This window comes from Micromonospora sp. DT48 (assembly GCF_049844495.1).
In the GTDB taxonomy this organism is placed as follows: Bacteria; Actinomycetota; Actinomycetes; order Mycobacteriales; family Micromonosporaceae; genus Micromonospora.
Genome location: NZ_JBNCLE010000008.1, coordinates 131,996 through 154,638 on the forward strand (window position 1 = coordinate 131,996; position 22,643 = coordinate 154,638).

Sequence of the window (22,643 nt, forward strand, 5' to 3'; positions counted from 1 at the left end):
GCCGTCACGGCAGCCCTCTGTGAAGAGAGCACCTGGCCCCGCCGTTTCGTTCGCGACGTGTGAGCCTCATGTGCCGCGGCAATCTCACTGGCCTCTCAGGCTAACCATGTTTGTCGGCTACGCCGACCGCCGCAGGTGTTTGAGCGCTTACGCAGCGATTTGTCGTTCACGCAGCGCATGTCGTCGATTCTGTCGGGTAAGGGGATCGGCGCATCGCCGGTGCTGTCGTCGCGCGCCGTCGGCGGTGGGCCCCTTGTGGTGGACGGCCTCGAGGGGTGGTGCAGGCGGACACCGTGTGGCGCGCGGTACACTGCCGTTCATGGCCGGAGTCTTCCTGCTTCTTAACGGGCCGTGCTGATGCGCTGAGCGTGACAGCACGGCGGCCCCTCCTGCGTGAGGGGTTTTTTCATGCCCGCTGCCGGCCCGAAACGGGTCATCGAGGCAGATCCGAGACCAGCCAGCACTCCGACAGACTCCCGAGCGACGCGAGGAGAAGGCCATGACAGAAGCAGAAGTCCCACCGTTCCGGTACACCGCGGCGCTGGCCGACGAGATAGAGCGTCGCTGGCAGGACCGTTGGGAACGGGAGGGCACGTTCCACGCGCCGAACCCGTCCGGCCCGCTGGCCGATCCGGCTCATCCCCGATCCGGCGCGGAGAAGCTGTACGTGCTGGACATGTTCCCCTACCCGTCCGGCGCCGGGCTGCACGTCGGGCACCCGCTGGGGTACATCGGCACCGACTGCTTCGCCCGGTACCAGCGGATGGCCGGCCGTAACGTGCTGCACGCGATGGGCTTCGACGCGTTCGGCCTGCCCGCCGAGCAGTACGCGGTGCAGACCGGCACCCACCCGCGCACCACCACCGAGGCCAACATCGAGCGCTATCGGTCGCAGCTGCGCCGGCTGGGGCTGGCCCACGACCGGCGGCGTTCGGTGGCCACCATCGACACCGACTTCTACCGCTGGACCCAGTGGATCTTCCTGCAGATCTTCAACTCCTGGTACGACCGCGAGGCCGGCCGAGCACGGCCGATCAGTGAGCTGACCGCCGAGTTCGCCGGAGGGGTGCGGCGCACTCCGGACGGTCGGCCGTGGGCCGAGCTGTCGCCCGCCGAGCAGCGCGCCGTCATCGACGACCACCGCCTGGCGTACGTCTCGCAGGCGCCGGTGAACTGGTGCCCCGGGCTGGGCACGGTGCTGGCCAACGAGGAGGTCACCGCCGACGGCCGCTCCGAGCGGGGCAACTTCCCGGTCTTCAAGCGCAACCTGAAGCAGTGGATGATGCGGATCACCGCGTACGGCGACCGGCTGCTGGACGACCTGGACAAGCTGGACTGGCCGGAGCCGATCAAGCTGATGCAGCGCAACTGGATCGGTCGGTCCCAGGGGGCGCACATCGACTTCCCGACCACCGTCGCGCCGATCCGGGTGTTCACCACCCGGCCGGACACCGTCTTCGGCGCCACCTACATGGTGCTGGCGCCCGAGCACGAGCTGGTGGACACGCTGGTGCCGACGGCCTGGCCGGAGGGCACCCGGGAGGCGTGGACCGGCGGGCACGGCAGCCCGCGGGACGCGGTCGAGGCGTACCGCAAGGCGGCGGCGGCCAAGACCGACGTGGAGCGGCAGGCCGAGACGAAGGAGAAGACCGGCGTCTTCACCGGCGCGTACGCGACCAACCCGGTCACCGGTGGACAGATCCCGATCTTCATCGCCGACTACGTGCTGGCCGGTTACGGCACCGGGGCGATCATGGCGGTGCCGGCCCAGGACGAGCGGGACTGGGAGTTCGCCGAGGTCTTCGAGCTGCCGATCGTGCGTACCGTGCAGCCGCCGGAGGGCTTCGACGGCAAGGCGTACACCGGCGACGGCTCGGCGATCAACAGCGCCGCGCCCGACCGTGGCCTGGACCTGAACGGCCTGGGGGTGGCCGAGGCCAAGGCCCGGATCATCGCCTGGCTGGAGGAGACCGGCAACGGCCAGGGCGCGGTGACCTATCGGCTGCGGGACTGGCTGTTCAGCCGGCAGCGCTACTGGGGCGAGCCGTTCCCGATCGTCTACGACGCCGACGGCACCGCCATCGCGCTGCCCGAGGAGATGCTGCCGGTCGAGCTGCCCGAGGTGGACGACTTCTCCCCGCGCACCTTCGACCCGTCCGACGCCGACAGCGACCCGGAGACGCCACTGTCCCGCCGCCGGGACTGGGTCGAGGTCGAGCTGGACCTGGGTGACGGCCCGAAGCGGTACACCCGGGAGACCAACGTGATGCCGCAGTGGGCCGGCTCCTGCTGGTACGAGCTGCGTTACCTGGACCCGACCAACGACGGCCGGTTCGTCGACGCGGACAACGAGCGGTACTGGATGGGCCCGCGCGGCGAGGGCGACTGCGGCGGTGTCGACCTGTACGTCGGTGGGGCCGAGCACGCCGTGCTGCACCTGCTGTACGCCCGGTTCTGGCACAAGGTGCTGTACGACCTGGGCCACGTCTCCAGCTTCGAGCCGTTCCGCAAGCTGTTCAACCAGGGCTACATCCAGGCGTACGCGTACACCGACGCCCGGGGTGCCTACGTGCCCGCCGAGGAGGTCGTGGAACGCGACGGCGGCTTCTACCTGGGCGACGTTCAGGTCAACCGCGAGTACGGCAAGATGGGCAAGTCCCTGAAGAACGTGGTCACCCCGGACGAGATGTGTGCCGCCTACGGTGCCGACACGTTCCGGGTGTACGAGATGTCGATGGGCCCGCTGGAGGTGTCCCGCCCGTGGGAGACCCGGGCCGTCGTCGGCTCGTACCGCTTCCTGCAACGGGTGTGGCGGGCCATCGTCGACGAGCGGACCGGCGAGTCCCGGGTGGTCGACGAGCCGGCCGACGAGCCGACCCGGCGACTGCTGCACAAGGTCATCGACGGTGTCCGGGGCGACATGGAGCAGATCCGGTTCAACACCGCGATCGCCAAGCTGATCGAGCTGACCAACGGACTGACCCGCCTGCCGCGTACCCCGCGTGAGGTGGCCGAGCCGCTGGTGCTGATGGTGGCCCCGTTCGCCCCGCACATCGCCGAGGAGCTGTGGCAGCGGCTGGGCCACCAGACCTCGCTGACGTACGCGGACTTCCCGGTCGCCGACCCGGCTCTGCTGGTTGCCGAGACGGTCACCTATCCGGTGCAGGTCAACGGCAAGGTCCGGGGCCGCGTCGAGGTGAGCGCCGACGCGAGCGAGGACGAGGTGCGTACCGCAGCCCTGGCGGCGGTGGCCGGTCCACTGGCCGGCAAGGAGCCCCGCAAGGTCATCGTGGTGGCCGGCCGGATGGTCTCCGTCGTCGTCTGACGGGTGGGGAGGGCGTCAGGGATGGTGCTGCCTGCGAGCGGGGGACACCATCCCTGACGCCGCCCGTGGATCAGGCCGGCGGGCGGGCTCGGCGTTCGGCGCGCCACCAGCGGGCGAGGAGCACGGCGCTGGCGATGAAACCCAGCGCGGCCGGGGCGGCGGCGAACCAGTTGATCTCGTCGGGACTGGTCACGGCCGCGCCGAGAGCCGCGTAGCCGAACGCGGTGGGCGCGGAGGCGATCACGCTGCCGACGAGGAACGGCAGCAACCGCGCGCCGGTGGTGCCGTAGCCGTAGCTGACCAGGCCGAAGCCGGAGACCGGCAGCAGTCGTACGGTGACCACGCCGAGGACGCTCTGCCGGGTGAACCAGCGGTCGAGGCGGGCCAGCCGTCCCCGGACGCGTTCGGCGACGAACTCCCGGCCCAGCACCCGGCCCACGGTGAAGCCGATCAGGGCCGCCAACAACGCGGCGCCCAGCGCGTACGCGGCACCTTCCAGGGCCCCGAAGATCGCCCCGGCGGCGAGCGTGATGAACGTGCGGGGGACCAACGCCACCAGCAGCAACGCCCCGCCGAGCACACCGGCCACCGGGGCGAGCCGACCCATCCGGTCGGCCAGCTCCGACAGCGCCGCCGGGTCGGGGTGGGGTGCCAGCAGCAGCGTCACCCCGAGACCGGCGAGCAGGGCCAACAGCAACACGAACCGGGTGACCGACGACGTCGTGGCGACCGGCAGACGGCTGCGTAGCTGCCGGATCATCCCCGGGATGTGGCCACCGCGGTCCGGCGTTCGGCCCGCAGCCGGTCGGCCCAGGTGTCGTCGAGCGGGGGAAGGTGCTGCGCTCCGGTCGCCCAGCGCAGCAGCAGGTCGGCCAGGGCCGGGTTGCGGGCCAGGGCCGGACCGTGCGAGTAGGTGCCGAGCAGCTTGCCCCGCCAGGCGCCCTCGGTGGTGCCGTCGTTGCCGATCCCGGCGGTGACCCGGGCCAACGGGGAGACCCCGGGGCCGAGGTGGGTACGGCCGCCGTGGTTCTCGAACCCGGTCAGCGGCGGCAGGCCGAGGCGGGCGTCGATGTCTCCGGCCAACTCGCCGACGGCCCGGCTGGGGCCCCGGTCCGAGGAGAGGTCGAGCAGTTCCAGGCCCCGGTACTGGGTGCCCTTGGCGAAGAACGAGGTGCCCAGCAACTGGTAGCCGGCACAGACGCCGAAGACCACCGAACCCTGGGCGACCGCCCGGTGCAGGCCGCCGTCGGCGAGCAGTCGCTGCGCGCCGAGCGCCTGCGGGCCGTCCTCGCCGCCACCCAGGAGGTAGATGTCGGCGGTGGTGGGCAACCGCTGGTCGGAGCGGACCTCCAGCACCTCGACCGGGAACCCGCGCTGCTGGGCCCGGCGGGCCAGGATCAGGGCGTTGCCCCGATCGCCGTACGTCGACAGCAGGTCCGGATAGATCCAGACGATGCGCAGGGTCTCAGTTGACACGGTCCAACTCCGCTCGGATGTCCTGGAACGCGGTGTAGTTCGCGATGACCTCCAACCGGCCCGGTGGCACCGCCCGGACGGCCTCGTCGAAGGTGCGTACGTACTGGAACGGTACGTCGTTGACCTCCAGCCGCACGGCCAGGTCGTACGCCCGGTCGCCGGTGATGAGCACCAGGCGTCCGCGTAGCGGGGCGAAGTCGACGTCGAAGAGCCAGGAGGTGTCCAGTCCGTCGGGGTCCCGGGCGTTGATGGACAGCAGCGTCGGCGCCTCGTCGGCCATGTCGAACGCCTCCAGCCAACTGGCCGGGTTCTTGGCCAGCAACAGCCGCACGGTGCGACCCTCCCGGACGACCTGGGCGTAGCGCCCGGCCACCGAGGTCACGTCACCGAGGCGGGGCACCGCGTCGAAGGGGCGTACGCCGAACTCGGCGGCGACCGCGAGGGCGGTGGCCGCGTTGCCGACGTTGACCTTGCCGGGAAGCTGGAGCTTGACCTTGTACCACGCGCCGGTCGGGTCGACCACGCCCTCGTCGTCCACCGTCCACTGCGGCTCCGGGCGACGCAGCGGGCAGCCGGTGCACCACCACTGGTCGCCGGAGCGCTCGATGGTGGAGCCGCACTCGGGGCAGACCCAGGAGTCGTCGTGCCAGCGTTGCCCGGCGGAGAACCAGGTGACGTGCGGCGGGGTGATCCGCTGGTCGTGGCTGGCCGGTGGGGTGGCGGCCCAGACCACCATCGGGTCGTCGGCGTTGGCGACCACGCGGATGTCCGGGTGACGGGCCAGCGCCGCGCGCCAGAGCTGCGCCATCATGGCGACCTCCTTGGCCCGGTCCAGCTGGTCGCGGGAGAGGTTGAGCAGCGCCACCACGTGCGGGTCGGTCGCCTCGATCACCTGCGCCAGGTAGTGCTCGTCGACCTCCAGCACCGCGTACGGCGTGCTGCCGGCCTTGGCCAGCGCGGAGGTGTGCCCGGTGGGCATGTTGGCGCCGAACGAGTTGGTGGCGACCCGACCGAGCACCCCCACGGCCGCGGCGGCGAGCCGGGTGGTGGTGGTCTTGCCGTTCGTGCCGGAGATCAGCGCGATGGCCCGCCCGGCGGAGAGGTGCGCGAGCAGCTCCGGGTCGATCTTCAGCCCCAGCCATCCACCGATCACCGAGCCGTCGCCCCGGCCCGCCGCCCGGGACAACGCCGCGGCGGTCCGTGACACGGAGCTGGCCACCTTCGCCCGCAGGGGCATCTTCGCGTCCGTCACGCGAGCGAGGTTACCGGACCAGCGGACCCGCGAGATCGCCACCGACGACGATCCGTTCGGCTGGGCCCGGTCGGCACCCGGTCGGATCGGGCTCAGCCAGATGGAGTCGATCTATGTCGGAAAGCGGACCTGCCGCGCGGGGCCGCTCGCCCCTCCACTCCGCTCCACCCTCGCTGACGTGCGGTTTTGTGGTCCGACACGGCGCGCCACGCGGGCGATTCTGGTTGCGGGTGGAGGGAAGTGGAGTAGAGTGGGGCGCATTGGTGGGGCCGGGAGGGGCCCACCGGCCCGGGGGGTCAGCGGCGCGCGAACGCCGCCAAAGGGCGAGGGGGTTGGGCCGATGTTCCTCGGCACCCACACCCCGCGCCTGGACGACAAAGGCCGGTTGATCCTTCCGGCGAAGTTCCGGGATGAGTTGGCGGGGGGTGTCGTGATCACCAAAGGGCAGGAGCGCTGTCTCTACGTCTTCCCGACGCCTGAGTTCCAGCACATCGCGGAGCAGTTGCGCGCGCAGCCGATGACACACAAGGCGGCCAGAGCCTACAGCCGGGTGTTCTTCGCCAGCGCGCACGACGAGGTGCCGGACAAGCAGGGCCGGGTGACCATCCCGGCGCACCTGCGCTCGTACGCGGGGCTCGACCGGGACCTGGTGGTCATCGGCGCGAGCACCCGGGTGGAGATCTGGGACAAGGTCGCCTGGGAGACCTACCTCGCCGAGAGCGAAGACGACTTCGCCGACATCGAGGAAGGGGTGCTGCCCGGCGGTCTGTAGGGCGTGACGACGCCCGACGTACTGCGAGATCTCCAGCCGCTTTCGAGTTCCTGGCATCCCTTCCCCGGTGCCAGGCGCGAGATCCGATCCTCCGGGCCACGGCCCGACGGGCGGGCGGAGAGCGGATGGGGATCTGGCGGTACGACGGCAGCGTCGTCCGACGAACAGAACGCGAACACAACCGGTTCACACCAGTGGGGGTCGACATGGGGGAGCTACGCGGCACGCATGTGCCGGTGCTGCTTGAGCGGTGTCTCGAGCTGCTGGCCCCCGCACTGGGCCGGGGTGGGCGCACCGTGCACGTCGACGCGACGCTGGGCCTCGCCGGCCACGCCGAGGCGGTGTTGCAGGCGCATCCGGAGACGGTTCTGGTGGGCCTGGACCGGGACACCGAGGCGCTGGAGCACGCCAGGATCCGGTTGGCCCGCTTCACCGGCCGGGTCCACCTGGAGCACGCCGTCTACGACGAGCTGCCCGAGGTGCTCGACCGACTGGGTTACCCGTCCGTGGACGGGGTCCTGTTCGACCTCGGTGTCTCCTCGTTGCAACTCGACGCGCCCGACCGCGGGTTCGCGTACGCGCAGGACGCGCCGCTGGACATGCGGATGGACCAGACCCGGGGGGTGACCGCCGAAGAGGTGGTCAACACGTACACCCATCCGGAGCTGGCCCGGGTGCTGCGGGTGTACGGCGAGGAGAAGTTCGCCGGCCGGATCGCCTCGGCGATCATCCGGGAACGGGAACGCACCCGGATCACCTCGTCGGCGCGGCTGGCCGAGTTGGTCCGGGATTCGATCCCGGCACCAGCCCGACGAACGGGCGGACACCCGGCAAAGAGAACGTTTCAGGCTTTACGTATCGAGGTAAACAGGGAACTGGCGGCGCTGGAGACGGCGCTGCCGGCCGCTCTGGACAGACTCGCCGTCGGCGGTCGCCTGGTGGTCCTGTCCTACCACTCGTTGGAGGACAGGCTCACCAAACAGGCGCTCGCCGATCGGGTCCGCAGCACGGGTCCGATCGACCTTCCGGTCGAACTGCCCGGGTCGGAGCCGACGTTCCGGCTGCTCAGCCGGGGCGCGGAACTGCCCGGGGAGGCGGAGGTCGCCGCGAACCCGCGGGCCGCGTCAGTACGACTGCGGGCCGCGGAGCGGATCGACCCGCAGGCACGGGGGCGTACCGACCGCGAACGGTACCGCCGCCGGGTCAAGGCGATGCACCAACCGGGGACGGCGTCGGCCACGGGATCCGATCCGGATCCGCGGCAGGCGCCGGGGGACACGACGGACGAAGAGGGGGAGGGGACATGAATGTAGACAAGCGCCGGACCACTGCCGGCGTCGGGCAGCGCGCACCGCGGTCGGGGGGCCGGATCGCGGCGGAGCGGACCCGGGGAGCGGGCGACGGTGCCCGGCGGACGGACCGGCCGAACCGGTCGGCGGAGACTCGCGCCCGGGGGGCGCGCGAGTTTCCCACCCAGGGCAGCGCGGCTCTGCGCCCGGTGGAGCGGGCCGCCGTCGCGGCCGAGCGGCCGACGACGCCGCGGCTGCGGGTCGCTCCGCCGCCGCCGGTCCGGGTGCCCCGGGCGCCCTTCGCCGCGCTCGTGGTGACGCTGGTCGTCGGCGGGGTGCTGGGAATCCTGGCGGTCAACACGAAGATCAACGAGAACGCCTTCCGGTTGGACGAGTTGCAGCAGCAGCAGGCGAAGCTCGACGTGGAGCAGCAGCAGCTGAAGAAGCAGATCGCCGAGTCCGAGTCGCCGGGCAACCTCGCGGCCCAGGCCCGCAAGCTGGGGCTGGTCGAGTCGGGTGAGCCGGCGTACATCCGGCTGCCGGACGGCAAGGTCATCGGGGTGCCGCAGCCTGCCGGCGGGCAGCCCTCCATCGCGAGCCAGCAGGGCGCGGAGGGGTAAGCCGTGCCACCGAGGTCGGAGGAACCGCGCCGGGACGCCGAGGGCTCCCGGCGCGGTTCGTCGCGTGGCGGCGGCCAGCGCGGGATGTCACCACACCCGGGGGAGCGGGACGCCGAGCCCGGCATCGGTGGCATCTCCGACGCCCGCGCCTACACCCCGCGTGGCCGCTCCATCCGCGAGGGGGCCGGCAACGGGCGGGTGGCGCAGCGGCGCACCCCACGCAGCAACCGGTCGCAGGATCCGTTCCGCCCGGCTCTCCAGGTCCTCGACGGCGGTCGGGGCACCGCCGGCCGGTCCGCCGACCCGGCCCGCCGCGGCGGCGGCACCGGGCGCGCACCGGTGACCCGTGCCGTCACCGACCGGACTCCCCGCGACGAGGCCCCGGCCAGCGCCGCCCGGCGGCGGGTCACCGCCCGGGAGCCGCGCCGTGGGGAACGGCCGCCCCCGCGCCGGCCGTCGCGTAAGCCACCCAAACCGCCCCGGCTGGCCGACCCGGGGCGACGGCTGCGGCTGGGTACCGCGTTGACGCTGGCCCTCTTCGTCGCCATCGGTGTGCGGCTCGTCGTGCTCCAGACGGTCGACACACCGGCGTACGCCGACGGCGGGCTGCCCGACCGGCTCGTGAAGGTCGAACTACCGGCGCCGCGCGGCGCCATCTACGACCGGGACGGAGCGGCCCTGGCGCACAGCGTCGAGGCCCGGTACGTCTACGCCGACCCCACCCGGGTGGAGGACATCGACGCCACCGCGCGGGCCCTCTCCCCGCTGCTGGGTATCCCGGCCAGCAAACTGGCCGAGAAGATGAAGCCCCGTAAGCGGATCAACGGTGAGGACTCGCAGTTCGAGTACCTGGCCCGGGGCGTGGACATCGACCGCGCCAAGAAGATCATGGCGCTCAAGCTGTCCGGCATCGCCACCCACCGCGACGAGCGGCGCGAGGTGCCCGGCGGTGACCTGGCCGCCAACCTGATCGGGTTCACCAGCCAGGACATGGTCGGGTTGGAGGGCCTGGAGGCGCGCTTCGACGACGTGCTGCACGGCGAGGACGGCCAGCGGGTCTTCGAAGCGGGCCTCGGTGGCCTCGCCGCCCCCATCCCCGGCGGCTACAGCCGCACCACGAAGGCCAAGCCGGGCAGTTCGCTGGTGCTCACCATCGACCGTGACCTGCAGTACATGGTGCAGCGCATCCTCAGTGAACAGATGCAGCAGGTCAGCGGCAGCACCGGGGCGGCCGTGGTGCTGGACGCGCGTACCGGTGAGGTGCTCGCCCAGGCCAGCCACCCCACCTACAACGCGGCGAAGGCGTCGGCGAGCGAGCCGACGGACCGGGTGGACGCGGCCACCAGCTTCGTGGTCGACCCGGGCTCGGTGCACAAGGCGATCACGTTCGGCGCCGCGTTGCAGGAGGGCGTGATCACCGCAGAGACGTCGTTCCCGGTCGCCAACGCCATCCGCAAGGGCGACACCTGGTTCCGTGACTCCCACCCGGCGAACGGGAAGCGGATGAGTGTCGCCGGCATGATGGCGTACTCCTCGAACGTCGGCACCATCCAGATCGCCGACAAGCTCGGCCCGGAACGCCTGCTCGACTACCAGCGGCGGTTCGGCCTGGGTAAGCCGACCAAGGTCGGGATGCCCGGTGAGGCCAGCGGCCGACTGCTGCCGGTGCAGGAGTGGAGCGGGTCGTCGCACGGATCGGTGCCGATCGGGCACAGCGTGGACGCCACGCCGTTGCAGATGGCCGCCGCCTATGCCGCCATCGCCAACGACGGCACGTACGTCCAGCCGCACCTGCTGAAGGAGACGATCGCCCCGGACGGCAAGCGGACCCCCGCGCCGGACCCGGAGACCTGGCAGGTGCTCAGCCCGGACAACGCCGCCGCGCTGCGTACGATCATGGAGGCCGTCACCACGGTCGAGGGCGCCACCGGTCTGGCCGCCGCGGTGCCGGGCTACCGGGTCGCGGGCAAGACCGGAACCGGCTGGCGGCTGGTCGACGGCAAGAAGCAGCCCGGCGAGGTCGCCTCGTTCATCGGGATGGCTCCGGCGGAGAACCCGAGGTACGTCATCGCGGTCTTCGTGCACAGCCCGAGTGGCGGCGGGGGGCAGATCTCGGCCCCGGCGTTCCGCGACATGATGACCTTCACTCTGCGGCACTACCGGGTACCGCCGTCGACCGAACCGGCACCGACGTTCACCGTTTTCCCGTAGCCGCTACCTGCGGTTGCACTCCATGAGACGGAGATTCAGGCGCGCCGTGCGGCCCGGACCGAGCGACCGGGTAGGGTCTGACGCCGTGCGCGGCAATCCTCGTCCCCGTTCCGTGACCGGAATCCGGCTCGGTGACCTGGCCGCCCGGCTTGCCGTGGCGTCCCCGACCGGTGCCGACCCGACGGTGACCGGGGTGACCCACGCCAGCGGCGAGGTCCGCCCCGGTGACCTGTACGCGGCGCTGCCCGGTGCCCGACGCCACGGCGCGGAGTTCGCCGTCGACGCGGCGAGGGCCGGCGCGGTGGCGCTGCTGACCGATCCGGCCGGTGCCGAGCGGGCCGCCGCGAGCGGGTTGCCGGCCCTGGTGGTGGCCGACCCCCGGGCGGTGCTCGGCACGCTCGCGTCGGCCGTCTACGGTGACCCGACGGCCGGGCTGACCGTGATCGGGGTGACCGGCACCGCCGGTAAGACCTCCACCGCCTACCTGGTCGAGTCGGGACTGCGCGCGGCTGGCCACGTCACCGGGCTGATCGGCACCGTGGAGACCCGCCTCGGCGACCTGGTGATCGACAGTGTGCGGACCACGCCCGAGGCCACCGACCTGCACGCCATGTTGGCCGCCGCCGCCGAGCGCGGCGTCACCGCCGTGGTCATGGAGGTGTCCAGCCACGCGTTGGCGATGGGGCGGGTCGGTGGGGTGCGCTTCGTCGTCGGCGGCTGGACCAACTTCGGCTCCGACCACCTGGACTTCCACGCCGACAGCGAGGACTACTTCGCCGCCAAGGCCCGCCTGTTCGACGGTCGGTGCGCCGCCGAGGTGCTCAACCACGACGACCCGGCGTTGAAGGCACTGGTCAAGCCGGGCACGATCACCTACTCGGCGGCCGGGGACCGAACCGCCACCTGGTGGGCCGACGAGATGACCGGCGAGGGGTACGCACAACGGTTCACCGCGCACGGCCCGGACGGGTTGGTGCTGCCCGCCCGGGTGGCGTTGCCCGGTCGACACAACGTGGCCAACGCCCTGCTGGCCATCGCCAGCCTGGTGGCGGCCGGGGTCGACCCGGTGACCGCCGCCGAGGGCGTGGCGGCGTGCGGTGGCGTCCCGGGCCGGCTGGAATCGGTGGGGGTGGCCGGTGGCGTACGCGGGGTCGTCGACTACGCGCACAAGACCGACGCCGTGGTGGCCGCCCTGGCCGCCCTGCGGGACCTGAGCACCGGCCGGCTGATCTGTGTCATCGGTGCCGGTGGCGACCGGGACCGGGGCAAGCGGCCGGCGATGGGTGCCGCCGCCGCGGCCGGTGCCGACGTGGTGGTGGTGACCGACGACAACCCCCGTACCGAGGACCCGGCGGCGATCCGCGCCGAGGTGCTCGCCGGTGCCCATCGGGCCGGCGGGTCGGCCCGGGTCGTCGAGGTCGGTGGCCGCCGCGCGGCGATCGACGAGGCGGTGCGGCTGGCAGCGCCGGGTGACGTGGTGGTGCTGCTCGGCAAGGGGCACGAGCGGGGCCAGGAGATCGCCGGAGAGGTGTACCCGTTCGACGACCGGACCGAACTCGCCGAGGCGCTGCGGAGCCGTTTCGGGGATCTGGAGGGCCAGTGATCACGCTCAGCCTGGCCGAGGTGGCCTCGGCGGTGAACGGTCGGCTGGTCGCCGCCGATCCCGCCGCGCGGGTCACCGGCAGCGTGGAGTTCGACTCCCGCAAGGTCACCCCCGGTGGACTCTTCGTGGCCTTCGACGGGGAGAAGGTGGACGGCCACGACTTCGCCGCCGCCGCGGTGGCGTCCGGCGCGGTGGCGGTGATGGGCACCCGCGAGGTGCCCGACGTGCCGATGATCGTCGTCGCCGACCCGTTGGTCGCGATGGGACGGCTGGCCCGTGCGGTGGTGGACCGGCTGCCCGAGCTGACCGTGATCGGGCTGACCGGTTCCTCCGGCAAGACCACCACCAAGGATCTGATCGCCCAGGTGGTCGCCCGGCTCGGGGAGACGGTGGCCCCGCCCGGGTCCTTCAACAACGAACTGGGGCACCCGTACACGGCGTTGCAGGCCGGACCGACCACCCGCTACCTGGTGATGGAGAAGGGCGCCCGGGGCATCGGCCACGTGCGGTACCTCTGCGAGATCGCACCGCCGCGCGTCTGTGTGGTGCTCAACGTCGGGGTGTCGCACATCGGCGAGTTCGGGTCGCAGGAGAACATCGCGCTGGCCAAGGGCGAACTGGTCGAGGCGTTGCCGGCCGACGGTCTGGCGGTGCTCAACGCCGACGACCCGCTGGTCGACGCGATGGCCGCCCGGACGGTGGCCCGGGTGGTCCGCTACGGCGAGTCGGCGCACGCCGACGTGCGGGCCGTGGACGTGACGCTGGACGAGCGCGGACGGCCCGGGTACACCCTGGTCACGCCGGAGGGCAGCGCGCCGGTGCGGCTCGGACTCACCGGCCGGCACCAGGTCTGGAACAGCCTGGCCGCCGCAGCGGTGGCCCGGGAGCTGGGGATGCCGTTGGCCGAGCTGGCCACCGCGTTGGGCGCGCTCGGGTTGGTCTCCACCCGTCGGATGGACGTCTTCGAGCGCACCGACGGGGTGACCGTGATCGACGACTCGTACAACGCCAATCCGGCGTCGATGGCGGTGGCGCTGCGGGCGCTCGGTGGCGTCGGCGCGGGACGGCGTACCGTCGCGGTGCTCGGCTACATGGCCGAGCTGGGCGAGTTCGAAGCGCAGGGACACGCCGAGGTGGGCCGGCTCGCGGCGGAACTGGGCGTGGACCGGCTGCTCGTGGTCGGCGAGGCGGCGGCGTCGATCCACCACGGGGCGACATCGGTAGGTGACTGGGGAGGAGAGTCGGTGCTGCTCACCGATCAGGCGGCGGCCGTCGAGGTGCTGCGCAGCGAGCTACGGCCGGGCGACGTCGTCCTGGTGAAGGGCTCCCGGTATCGGACCTGGGAGGTGGCCGACGCGTTGCGCGTCGACGCCGTCGGGAACGACTCGGGTTCGTCGGTGTCGGCCGAGGGTGGCGCCGCGTGAGAGCGGTCATCGTGGCCATCGGAGTGGCCTTCCTCGTCTCGCTGTTCTGCACCCCGATCGCGATCCGGGTCTTCACCCGGCTCAAGGCGGGGCAACCCATCCGGGCCGAGGGCCCGCAGATGCACCAGGGCAAGAAGGGCACGCCGACGATGGGCGGCGTGGTGTTCATCCTCGCCACCGTCATCGCGTACGTGGCCGGTCACCTGGCCCTGACCACGCTGCCGGACGCGCAGATCGCCCAGGTCGAGCCGACCATCACGGCGCTGGTGCTGCTGGGGCTGATGGTCTTCTGCGGCGCGGTCGGCTTCATCGACGACTTCCTGAAGGTGCGCAAGCGGCACAGCGGTGGTCTCAGCGCGCGGGGCAAGCTGCTCGGGCAGATTTTGGTCGGTGCGGTGTTCGGGGTGGTCGCGCTCTGGTTCCCCTCCACCATGACCGACGCCACCGGGGCGGTGACGAACACCGAGACGGTCGGCAGCACCATGCTGAGCTTCATCCGGGACATCCCGGCCCTGGACGTCACCAAGATCGGCGCGGTGATCATCTTCATCTTCGTGGTGATGGCCGCGACCAACGGCGTCAACCTCACCGACGGGCTCGACGGGTTGGCCACCGGGGCCTCGGTGATGGTGCTGGGCGCGTACGCGGTGATCGCGTTCTGGCAGTACCGCCACTGGTGCGCCGACCCGGCGTACACCGCGAATCCGGACAACTACTGCTACACCGTGCGGGATCCGCTGGAGATCGCGCTGATCGCCGGAGCGGCGGCCGGTGCCTGTGTCGGCTTCCTCTGGTGGAACACCTCCCCGGCCCGGATCTTCATGGGCGACACCGGAGCGCTCGGCCTCGGTGGCCTGATCGCCGGCATGGCGATGTCGACCCGTACGATCCTGCTGCTGTTGATCATCGGTGGGCTGTTCGTGATCATCACGATGTCGGTGGTGATCCAGATCATCTCGTTCAAGACGACCGGCAAGCGGGTGTTCCGGATGTCGCCGTTGCAGCACCACTTCGAGTTGGCGGGCTGGAGCGAGGTCAACATCGTGGTCCGGTTCTGGATCATCGCCGGCATCGGGGTGGCCATCGCCCTCGGTCTCTTCTACAGCGACTTCCTGGCCAACATGGGCTGACCGACCCGCCGGACGGCGTCGATGGAGTCATGGGTCGGGATCCGCGCGGATCCCGACCCATAACTCTTGATCAAGCCGTCCGACGGGGGCGGTGGAGAGAGGCGACGCAAGTGCGACACGCCGACCGGGGCGTACCGCCTGTGTCGGGTGCCGGAAACGGCGATGATGGCGCTGTGGGGCAGGCGCGAGAAGGAGACGGCACGGTCGGGTCGGCAGCGGGCGGTGCCACGACGGTCAGAGGCGGAAGCCGGGCCGGGGCCGCGACCGCCGCGAGCCGGGCCGCCGACGGATCCGGTACGGCACGCGCCGACGGGGCGTTGCGTGGGCTGGACGCGGTGGGGTCGTTGGCGGCGCTGCGAGGCCTGCTGTCCCGGCCGCTGGCCTCCTACCATCTGCTGCTGGCCAGCGCGGGTCTGCTGCTGCTGATCGGGCTGACCATGGTCTTCTCGGCCACCAGCGTGCGGGACTACGCCGAGGGCGGCAACGCCTCGGCGTCGCTGACCAAGCAGGCGATCTTCGCGGTGATCGGCATCGGCGCGTTCTGGGCCTGCCAGCGGCTGCCGGCACGCACCTACCGGGCCCTGGGTCGGCCGACCCTGGCAGTCGCGGTCGGGCTGCTGGTGCTGCTCAACCTGCTGGTGGCGTACGGGCGGCTGACCGACGGCGACGCGAAGATCGGCCCGCTGGAGGCCAGACTGCTCTGGCTGTACATCGGCGAGATCAGCCTGCAACCGTCGGAGTTGGCGAAGTTCGCGCTGGTGCTGTGGGGGGCGCACGTGCTCGCCCGCAAGGGCGCGGCGCTGGGCTGGTGGCGGGAGTTGGCCACGCCGCTCTTCCCGGTGGTCGGGCTGCTGTTCGTCCTGGTCGGCTACAACGACCTGGGCAGCATGCTCTGCCTACTCGCGCTGGTCGTCGGCCTGCTCTGGGCGGCAGGGGTGCGGTTGCGGGTCTTCGCCGCGCTCAGCGCGATCGGGCTGGTCGGTATCGGCCTGCTGATCGCGGTCGCCTCGCTCGGCGCGGGTTCCGGGGTCCGGGGCGAGGAGAACTACCGTCTGGCCCGGCTCACCGTCTTCTTCAACCCGCCGCCGTTGGACGACTGCAAGGTGGAACTCTGCTACCAGATGGTCCAGGCCCGGTACGCCATCGCCAACGGCGGTTGGTTCGGCACCGGGCTGGGTCAGGGGCGGGCCAAGTGGGCCTGGCTGCCGGCCGCGGAGAACGACTTCATCTTCGCGGTGATCGCCGAGGAGTTGGGGGTGGTCGGCTGCGTCGTGATCGTCACGCTCTTCGCCGTGCTCGGCTACACCGGCCTGCGCATCGCCCGCCGGGTCGAGGACCCGTTCCGCCGGTTGGCCGCCGCCGGGGCCACCGCATGGCTGGTCGGTCAGGCGTTCATCAACATCGGCGGGGTGATCGGGCTGCTGCCGCTGACCGGCGTACCGCTGCCCTTCATCTCCGACGGCGGCAGCGCCCTGGTGGTCACCCTCGCGGCGGTCGGCATGCTGGCCTCGTTCGCCCGCGCCGAACCGGATGCGGCACGGGCCCTGCATGCCCGTCCGCCGGCCCGGTGGGTCCGACTAGTGTGGGCACCGTTGCCGCCGCTTCCTGGCCGGCGGCGCCGCGTCGCGCCGCCGTCGACCGGCCGGGGTGCCGTGCCCCAGGCACGCAAGCGGCGCAGGGACGACCAGGCCGCACCGCGTGGCACCCGGGACGGCCGGGGTCGTGGCGGGTCGGCGGACGAAAGGAGACGTTGATGGGTCCGCTGCGTTCGGTGGTGCTCGCAGGAGGTGGCACCGGGGGGCACATCTACCCGCTGCTCGCCTTCGCCGACTGCCTGCGCCGGCATGACCCCGGCGTCCGGATCACCTGCCTGGGCACACCCAAGGGCCTGGAGAACGAGCTGATCCCACCGGCCGGTTACGACCTGCGGAACATCCCGGCCTACCAACTGCCCCGGTCGATCAACATGAACCTGGTGCGTACCCCGGGCCGGATGTGGACCGCGGCCCGCGCCGCAGGCAAGGTCATCGACGAGGTACGCGCCGACGTGGTGGTCGGCTTCGGCGGGTACGTCTCGGTGCCGGCCTACCTGGCCGCCTGGCGGCGGGAGATGCCCATCGTGATCCACGAGGTGAACGTGCCCCCGGGGGTGGCCAACCGGCTGGGGATGAAGTTCACCAAACACGTGGCGGTCGGCTTCCCGCATCAGCCGGCCCAGGCCGAGTCGCTGCGCGACGCCCGGGTGGTCGGTGTGCCGCTGCGGCGCAGCATCGCCGGGCTGGACCGGGCGGCGATGCGTAACGCCGCGCGGGCCCACTTCGGGCTCCGCCCCGACCTGCCGGTGCTCTTCGTCGCCGGTGGCTCGCAGGGCGCCCGGTCGATCAACCTCGCGGTCGCCGGGGCGGCGAAGGAGTTGGCGCGCAACGGAGTCCAGGTGCTGCACGTGATCGGTGCCCGCAACGAGCCGGTGTCGATCCCGACCGACCTGCCGGTGCCGTACGTGACGTTGCCGTACCTGTCCGACATGGATGCCGGGTACGCGGCGGCGGACCTGATGCTCGGTCGGGGCGGGGCGATGACCTGTGCCGAGGTCGCCGCGATCGGGCTGCCGACCATCTACGTGCCCTACCCGCACAGCAACCAGGAGCAGAAACGCAACGCGCTGCCGGTGGTCGAGGCCGGCGGTGGTCTGCTCGTCGACGACGCCGAGGTCACCCCCGACTGGCTCGAACGCACGGTGATCCCGCTGATCCGCGACCCGCAGCGGCTGCACGCGATGGGCAACGCCGCCGCGGCCTACGGCCGGCGCGACGGGGACGAGGCGCTGCTCAACTTCGTCTACGAGGCGGTCTCCCGGTGAGCGCGAGGAGTGAGCCGGTTGTGCGAGCCCCGCAGTCGCGAACGAAAGGCTGGTCCCGATGACCACGTTCAGCCCGGCGGGCACGTTGACCGCCGAGGACCTCGGTCACATCCACCTGATCGGGGTGGGTGGGGTCGGTATGAGCGGGCTGGCCCGGCTCTTCCTCACCCGGGGCCTGCCGGTCTCCGGCAGTGAGCTGCGGGAGTGGCCGTCGCTGGCCGGCCTCCGGGCGCTCGGTGGGACCGTCCACATGACGCACGAGGCGAGCAATCTCGACGGGGTCGACACGGTCGTGTACTCCTCGGCGATCCCGGCGGACCACCTGGAGATGGTCGAGGCGCGTCGGCGCGGGCTGCGGGTGCTGCACCGTTCGGAGGCGCTGGCGGCGGCGATGACCGGTCGTCGTACCGTGGCCGTCGCCGGAACCCACGGCAAGACCACCACCACCTCCATGGTCACCATGGTGCTTCAGCAGGCCGGGGCGGATCCGTCCTTCGTGATCGGTGGGGAGATCTCCGAGGGGGGCTCGGGGGCGCACCACGGCACCGGCGAGTACTTCGTGGTCGAGGCCGACGAGAGCGACCGCTCCTTCCTCATCTACCGGCCCTTCGTCTCGATCGTGACGAACATCGAGGCGGACCACCTGAACACCTACGGCGACCTGGCGAACCTGGAGGCGGCCTTCGCCGAGTTCGCCCGGCTCACCGATCCGGACGGCTTCATCATCACCTGCGCCGACGACGTGGGCGGCCGCCGGTTGGCGGCGACGCTGCGCGCCGAGGGGCGTCGGGTCTACACCTACGGCGAGGCCGAGGACGCCGACCTGCGGCTGACCGACATGGCCTCCTCGGCGCGGGGAGTGCGCTATCTGGCCCACATCGACGGCCGCTCGCTGGGCGAGTTCCGGCTGCCGGTGCCGGGTCGGCACATGGGGCTCAACAGCGCGTCGGCGGTGCTGGCGGCGTACCTGCTGGAGTTGCCGTTGCCGGCGGTGGAGGCCGCGCTCGCGGCCTTCCCGGGGGTGCGTCGGCGCTTCGAGCGCAAGGGCGTCGCCGACGGGGTGCTGGTCTACGACGAGTACGCCTACCATCCGACCTCGATGACGCTGGCCCTGCGGACGCTGCGCGAGGTGGCCGGCGACGGCCGCCTGATCGTGGTCTTCCAGCCCTACCGGCTCTACCGCACCCGCGAGTTGCAGGCGGAGATCGCCGAGGCGCTGGCGATCGCCGACGAGTTGGTGCTGCTGGAGGTCTTCGGGCCGGGCGAGGAGCGCGGCCCCGGCGAGGGCTCGGCGGCCCTGATCGAGGCGGTGCCGCTGCCGGCGGAGCGGAAGGTGTTCGTCGACACCTGGGAGGCCGTGCCGACCGAGGTGGCCCGTCGGGCCTGGTCCGGTGACGTGGTGGTGACGATGGGGGCCCCACCGATCTCGCTGATGGGCGACGAACTGTTGGCCGCGTTGGCGGCGCGCACCGCCGGTGCGCAGGCGTCGACCGACACCGTCCCCGGCGGGGTGACCGGCGGGTCGACGAGCATCGGGGGCAGCGTGCCTGACGCCGTCGGTGTGGACGGCGCGGCGCCTGTCGCGGAATGAGTCCCGGCCCGGCCCGTGGGCGCGGCACCGGTGTGGACGGTGCCGCCGGGCGTCGCCCCGTCCGCAGGTGGCAGCTGGTACGCGCGGGCAGGGACGCGGTGCCCGCCTCGACCCGGCGGTTCATGGCCCGCGCCCGGCGTCGTCGGATGCGCGCGGCGCTGCCCTGGGCGGTGCTCGGTGGCCTGCTGGCGGTGGCGGGGCTGGTGGCGTGGACGCTGCTGAGCACCGGCCTGTTCGGGGTACGTGAGATGCGGGTGGAGGGTGCCGACCTGGTGACGGCGGTGCAGGTGCGCGACGCGGCGGGGGTGCCGGACGGTGCTCCGCTGGCCCGGGTCGACCTGGCGGAGCTGGCCGACCGGATCGGCGCCCTGCCGCCGGTGGAGCGGGTCACCGTGACCCGGGACTGGCCGGACGCGTTGGTGGTGCGGCTGACCGAGCGCACCGGGGTGGCGGTGGTGCCGCGTGGGGAGCAGTTCGTGGTGATCGACGCAGCCGGGGTGGTGTTCCAGACGGTCCCGGATCGACCGGCCGACCTGCCGCTGGTGCGGCTGGCCTCGCCCGGCCCGGAGGATCCGGACACCCAGGCGGGTCTGGAGGTGCTCGGCGCGCTCACCCCGGAGCTGCGCGACCACCTGGTCGAGGTCAGTGTGGAGGGTCTGGCGCGGATCAGCCTGACGTTGCGCGACGACCGTACGGTGTTCTGGGGCGACGCGACCCGTGGTCCGGACAAGGCGCGGGTGGCCACCGCGCTGCTCGACCAGGACGCGGCCCGGATCGACGTGAGCGCACCGGACGTGGTCACCTTCCGATGAGTGGCCGATCAGGGGTGAGCCGTCTCGCTAGACCGGCGACACGCCGGAAAGGTCCTTGGCTCATCGCTCGGCTGCGCTTACGTTGCCCCGAAGAGGATCAGTGGTTGACATAACTCTAACCCTCTAGTAGAGGGTGAGGGTTTACCTCTCGACCTCGGTGGTGGTAGCTGCGTCGACCGTCGGTCCGGCCAGGCCGTAGCCGGTCGGGGAGTAGCCGATCTCGAAGGGAAAGGACCGGAGATGACACCTCCGCACAACTACCTGGCGGTCATCAAGGTCGTCGGCATCGGGGGTGGCGGCGTCAACGCCGTCAACCGGATGATCGAGGTTGGGCTCAAGGGCGTCGAGTTCATCGCGATCAACACAGACGCGCAGGCGTTGCTGATGAGCGATGCCGACGTGAAGCTGGACGTCGGTCGCGAGCTGACCCGTGGGTTGGGCGCGGGCGCCAATCCGGACGTCGGCAAGAACGCCGCCGAGGATCACCGAGACGAGATCGAGGAGGTCCTCAAGGGGGCCGACATGGTCTTCGTGACCTGCGGTGAGGGCGGTGGCACCGGCACCGGTGGCGCGCCGGTGGTGGCGAACATCGCCCGCAAGCTCGGGGCGTTGACCATCGGTGTGGTCACCCGCCCGTTCTCCTTCGAGGGCAAGCGCCGTCAGGTGCAGGCCGAGGCCGGCATCGACGAGCTGCGCAACCAGTGCGACACCCTGATCGTCATTCCGAACGATCGGCTGCTGGCGCTCGGCGACCGCAACATCAGCATGATGGACGCCTTCCGCACGGCCGACCAGGTGCTGCTCTCCGGTGTCCAGGGCATCACCGACCTGATCACCACGCCCGGTCTGATCAACCTGGACTTCGCCGACGTCAAGAGCGTGATGAGCGGCGCGGGCAGCGCGTTGATGGGCATCGGTAGCGCCCGTGGCGAGAACCGCGCGGTCGAGGCCGCCGAGGCCGCCATCTCCAGCCCGCTGCTGGAGCAGAGCATGGACGGTGCCCGGGGCGTGCTGCTCTCCATCGCCGGTGGGTCCGATCTCGGTCTGTTCGAGATCAACGACGCGGCGCAGCTGGTCACCGACGCGGCGCACCCGGACGCGAACATCATCTTCGGTGCGGTCATCGACGACGCGCTCGGCGACGAGGTGCGGGTGACCGTGATCGCGGCGGGCTTCGACGGCGGCACGCCGGCGTACAAGGCGGCCGAGCCGGCCCGCAAGACCAACCAGAACCAGCCCGCGCAGCCGAGCACCCCCATCCTGCCGTCGCCCGCCGCGCCGACCACGCCGCAGTCGCCGCGCCGGGTGCTCTTCGACGATGTGGACGTGCCTGACTTCCTGAAGAACGGGTCCTGAACAGCACCGATGACTGACAGTCAAGCCCCGGCGAGAGCCGACCGGCGCGCGGAGATCGCCGCCGGGCTCGCGCGCGTACGTTCCCGGATCGCCGACGCCTGCGCCGCCGCCGGCCGGGACCGGACCGAGGTGACCTTGATCGCGGTGACCAAGACCTACCCGGCGGCCGACGTGGTGACGCTGGTCGGCCTCGGCGTGACCGACGTGGGGGAGAACCGCGACCAGGAGGCGGCACCCAAGGCGGCCGAGGTCGCTGCCGCCGGTGTCGCCCCGCGTTGGCACTTCGTCGGCCGGTTGCAGCGCAACAAGGTCAAGTCGGTGCTGCGGTACGCGGACATGGTGCAGTCGGTCGACAGCGTCCGGTTGGCGTCCGCGTTGGACGCGGGCGTCACGTCCGTCGGCCGGGAGCGGCCGTTGGACGTGCTGGTCCAGGTCAGCATCGACGGTGACGCGGCGCGGGGCGGCGCCGTGCCGGACTCGGCCGATCCGGACGTCGGCCTCGGTCCGGTCACCGAGGCGGTGGCCACCGCCGGTGGGCTGCGACTGGCCGGTCTGATGGCGGTGGCGCCGCTGGGCTGGGAGCCGGAGCGAGCGTTCGCCCGGCTGGCCACCGTCGCCGCACTGGTCCGGGCTGACCATCCACAGGCCACGACGTTGTCCGCCGGCATGAGCGGCGACCTGGAGACGGCTATCGGTCACGGCGCGACACATGTCCGCGTCGGCAGCGCGTTGCTCGGAATGCGTCCCACGCTGCGGTAGCCTGGCCGCGAGGGAAGCAAATTACATCAGTGTTGTTTGTGGGAACGGCCTTCCCGGCAACGGGGGGTGTGACGTGCAACGCGAATTGTGCGTCAGGGATTGCCGTTCCTGTCCGGTGGGCAGGGATGTCCACTCGCGACAGGCGACACGGCGGGGGCGTGCC

General features: G+C 71.8%; 17 protein-coding genes. 14 read left to right on the top strand and 3 right to left on the bottom strand.

Going from position 1 to position 22,643, the window contains the following annotated elements; translation table 11 throughout:
* Positions 1-499 precede the first annotated feature (499 nt).
* Positions 500-3,325 (top strand): leucine--tRNA ligase, encoded by a 2,826-nt coding sequence (gene leuS / locus ACLQ2S_RS10695; protein WP_425701616.1) that lies wholly within the window; start codon positions 500-502, stop codon positions 3,323-3,325.
* Positions 3,326-3,395: 70 nt separating this feature from the next.
* Here leuS and ACLQ2S_RS10700 read toward each other — a convergent pair whose 3' ends face one another.
* Genes ACLQ2S_RS10700 through ACLQ2S_RS10710 form a run of 3 tightly spaced genes read right to left on the bottom strand, consistent with a single transcriptional unit; the run spans position 3,396 to position 6,038 of the window.
* A complete protein-coding gene (locus ACLQ2S_RS10700) occupies positions 3,396-4,085 on the bottom strand; it encodes a TVP38/TMEM64 family protein (RefSeq protein ID WP_425701617.1) in 690 nt (229 codons plus the stop codon).
* Positions 4,082-4,801 carry a type 1 glutamine amidotransferase gene (locus ACLQ2S_RS10705; RefSeq protein ID WP_309223426.1) on the bottom strand — a complete coding sequence of 240 codons (720 nt, stop codon included), beginning with the start codon at positions 4,799-4,801 and terminating at the stop codon, positions 4,082-4,084. Before ACLQ2S_RS10705 ends, ACLQ2S_RS10700 begins: the two co-directional genes overlap by 4 nt.
* Positions 4,791-6,038, bottom strand: coding sequence for a Mur ligase family protein (locus ACLQ2S_RS10710; RefSeq protein ID WP_155219432.1), 1,248 nt, complete (start codon positions 6,036-6,038; stop codon positions 4,791-4,793). Before ACLQ2S_RS10710 ends, ACLQ2S_RS10705 begins: the two co-directional genes overlap by 11 nt.
* A gap of 355 nt (positions 6,039-6,393) precedes the next feature.
* Between ACLQ2S_RS10710 and mraZ the strand changes: the two genes are divergently transcribed.
* The 13 genes from mraZ to ACLQ2S_RS10775 all read left to right on the top strand — a co-directional run bounded on the left by mraZ (position 6,394) and on the right by ACLQ2S_RS10775 (position 22,480).
* Entirely contained in the window at positions 6,394-6,825 is a 432-nt protein-coding gene (gene mraZ, locus ACLQ2S_RS10715; RefSeq protein ID WP_117227058.1) for a division/cell wall cluster transcriptional repressor MraZ, read from the top strand.
* A gap of 206 nt (positions 6,826-7,031) precedes the next feature.
* Positions 7,032-8,132 (top strand): 16S rRNA (cytosine(1402)-N(4))-methyltransferase RsmH, encoded by a 1,101-nt coding sequence (gene rsmH / locus ACLQ2S_RS10720; protein WP_155219429.1) that lies wholly within the window; start codon positions 7,032-7,034, stop codon positions 8,130-8,132.
* Entirely contained in the window at positions 8,129-8,734 is a 606-nt protein-coding gene (locus ACLQ2S_RS10725; RefSeq protein WP_155219161.1) for a septum formation initiator family protein, read from the top strand. The genes rsmH and ACLQ2S_RS10725 overlap by 4 nt, the downstream gene beginning before the upstream one ends.
* 3 nt (positions 8,735-8,737) lie before the next feature.
* Positions 8,738-10,945: a peptidoglycan D,D-transpeptidase FtsI family protein gene (locus tag ACLQ2S_RS10730; RefSeq protein ID WP_309223425.1), complete on the top strand. Its 2,208-nt coding sequence runs from the start codon at positions 8,738-8,740 to the stop codon at positions 10,943-10,945.
* 46 nt (positions 10,946-10,991) lie between these two features.
* A complete protein-coding gene (locus ACLQ2S_RS10735; RefSeq protein WP_425701618.1) occupies positions 10,992-12,548 on the top strand; it encodes a UDP-N-acetylmuramoyl-L-alanyl-D-glutamate--2,6-diaminopimelate ligase in 1,557 nt (518 codons plus the stop codon).
* Positions 12,545-13,972, top strand: a complete 1,428-nt coding sequence (locus ACLQ2S_RS10740; RefSeq protein ID WP_425701619.1) for a UDP-N-acetylmuramoyl-tripeptide--D-alanyl-D-alanine ligase — start codon at positions 12,545-12,547, stop codon at positions 13,970-13,972. The genes ACLQ2S_RS10735 and ACLQ2S_RS10740 overlap by 4 nt, the downstream gene beginning before the upstream one ends.
* Positions 13,969-15,102 (top strand): phospho-N-acetylmuramoyl-pentapeptide-transferase, encoded by a 1,134-nt coding sequence (gene mraY, locus ACLQ2S_RS10745; protein ID WP_309223422.1) that lies wholly within the window; start codon positions 13,969-13,971, stop codon positions 15,100-15,102. Before ACLQ2S_RS10740 ends, mraY begins: the two co-directional genes overlap by 4 nt.
* Positions 15,103-15,446: 344 nt before the next feature.
* Positions 15,447-16,856: an FtsW/RodA/SpoVE family cell cycle protein gene (locus tag ACLQ2S_RS10750; RefSeq protein ID WP_425701693.1), complete on the top strand. Its 1,410-nt coding sequence runs from the start codon at positions 15,447-15,449 to the stop codon at positions 16,854-16,856.
* Complete coding sequence (gene murG, locus ACLQ2S_RS10755; RefSeq protein ID WP_155219155.1) at positions 16,856-17,962, top strand: undecaprenyldiphospho-muramoylpentapeptide beta-N-acetylglucosaminyltransferase; 1,107 nt, start codon at positions 16,856-16,858, stop codon at positions 17,960-17,962. Before ACLQ2S_RS10750 ends, murG begins: the two co-directional genes overlap by 1 nt.
* A 58-nt stretch (positions 17,963-18,020) precedes the next feature.
* Positions 18,021-19,553, top strand: a complete 1,533-nt coding sequence (murC, locus tag ACLQ2S_RS10760) for a UDP-N-acetylmuramate--L-alanine ligase (protein WP_155219151.1) — start codon at positions 18,021-18,023, stop codon at positions 19,551-19,553.
* 32 nt (positions 19,554-19,585) lie between these two features.
* Positions 19,586-20,365, top strand: coding sequence for a cell division protein FtsQ/DivIB (locus ACLQ2S_RS10765; RefSeq protein WP_309223471.1), 780 nt, complete (start codon positions 19,586-19,588; stop codon positions 20,363-20,365).
* A 240-nt stretch (positions 20,366-20,605) separates the two neighbouring features.
* Positions 20,606-21,721, top strand: a complete 1,116-nt coding sequence (gene ftsZ, locus ACLQ2S_RS10770) for a cell division protein FtsZ (RefSeq protein ID WP_155219145.1) — start codon at positions 20,606-20,608, stop codon at positions 21,719-21,721.
* Between the two features lie 9 nt (positions 21,722-21,730).
* Entirely contained in the window at positions 21,731-22,480 is a 750-nt protein-coding gene (locus tag ACLQ2S_RS10775) for a YggS family pyridoxal phosphate-dependent enzyme (RefSeq protein WP_155219143.1), read from the top strand.
* Positions 22,481-22,643: the final 163 nt, after the last annotated feature.

Excerpts from the sequence above, each read along its gene's own strand:
- rsmH (WP_155219429.1), top strand. The coding sequence starts at position 7,032 with ATGGGGGAGCTACGCGGCACGCATGTGCCGGTGCTGCTTGAGCGGTGT.
- ACLQ2S_RS10775 (WP_155219143.1), top strand. The coding sequence starts at position 21,731 with ATGACTGACAGTCAAGCCCCGGCGAGAGCCGACCGGCGCGCGGAGATC.
- murC (WP_155219151.1), top strand. The coding sequence starts at position 18,021 with ATGACCACGTTCAGCCCGGCGGGCACGTTGACCGCCGAGGACCTCGGT.
- ACLQ2S_RS10725 (WP_155219161.1), top strand. The coding sequence starts at position 8,129 with ATGAATGTAGACAAGCGCCGGACCACTGCCGGCGTCGGGCAGCGCGCA.
- leuS (WP_425701616.1), top strand. The coding sequence starts at position 500 with ATGACAGAAGCAGAAGTCCCACCGTTCCGGTACACCGCGGCGCTGGCC.
- ACLQ2S_RS10710 (WP_155219432.1), bottom strand. The coding sequence starts at position 6,038 with ATGCCCCTGCGGGCGAAGGTGGCCAGCTCCGTGTCACGGACCGCCGCG.
- ftsZ (WP_155219145.1), top strand. The coding sequence starts at position 20,606 with ATGACACCTCCGCACAACTACCTGGCGGTCATCAAGGTCGTCGGCATC.
- ACLQ2S_RS10700 (WP_425701617.1), bottom strand. The coding sequence starts at position 4,085 with ATGATCCGGCAGCTACGCAGCCGTCTGCCGGTCGCCACGACGTCGTCG.
- murG (WP_155219155.1), top strand. The coding sequence starts at position 16,856 with ATGGGTCCGCTGCGTTCGGTGGTGCTCGCAGGAGGTGGCACCGGGGGG.
- mraZ (WP_117227058.1), top strand. The coding sequence starts at position 6,394 with ATGTTCCTCGGCACCCACACCCCGCGCCTGGACGACAAAGGCCGGTTG.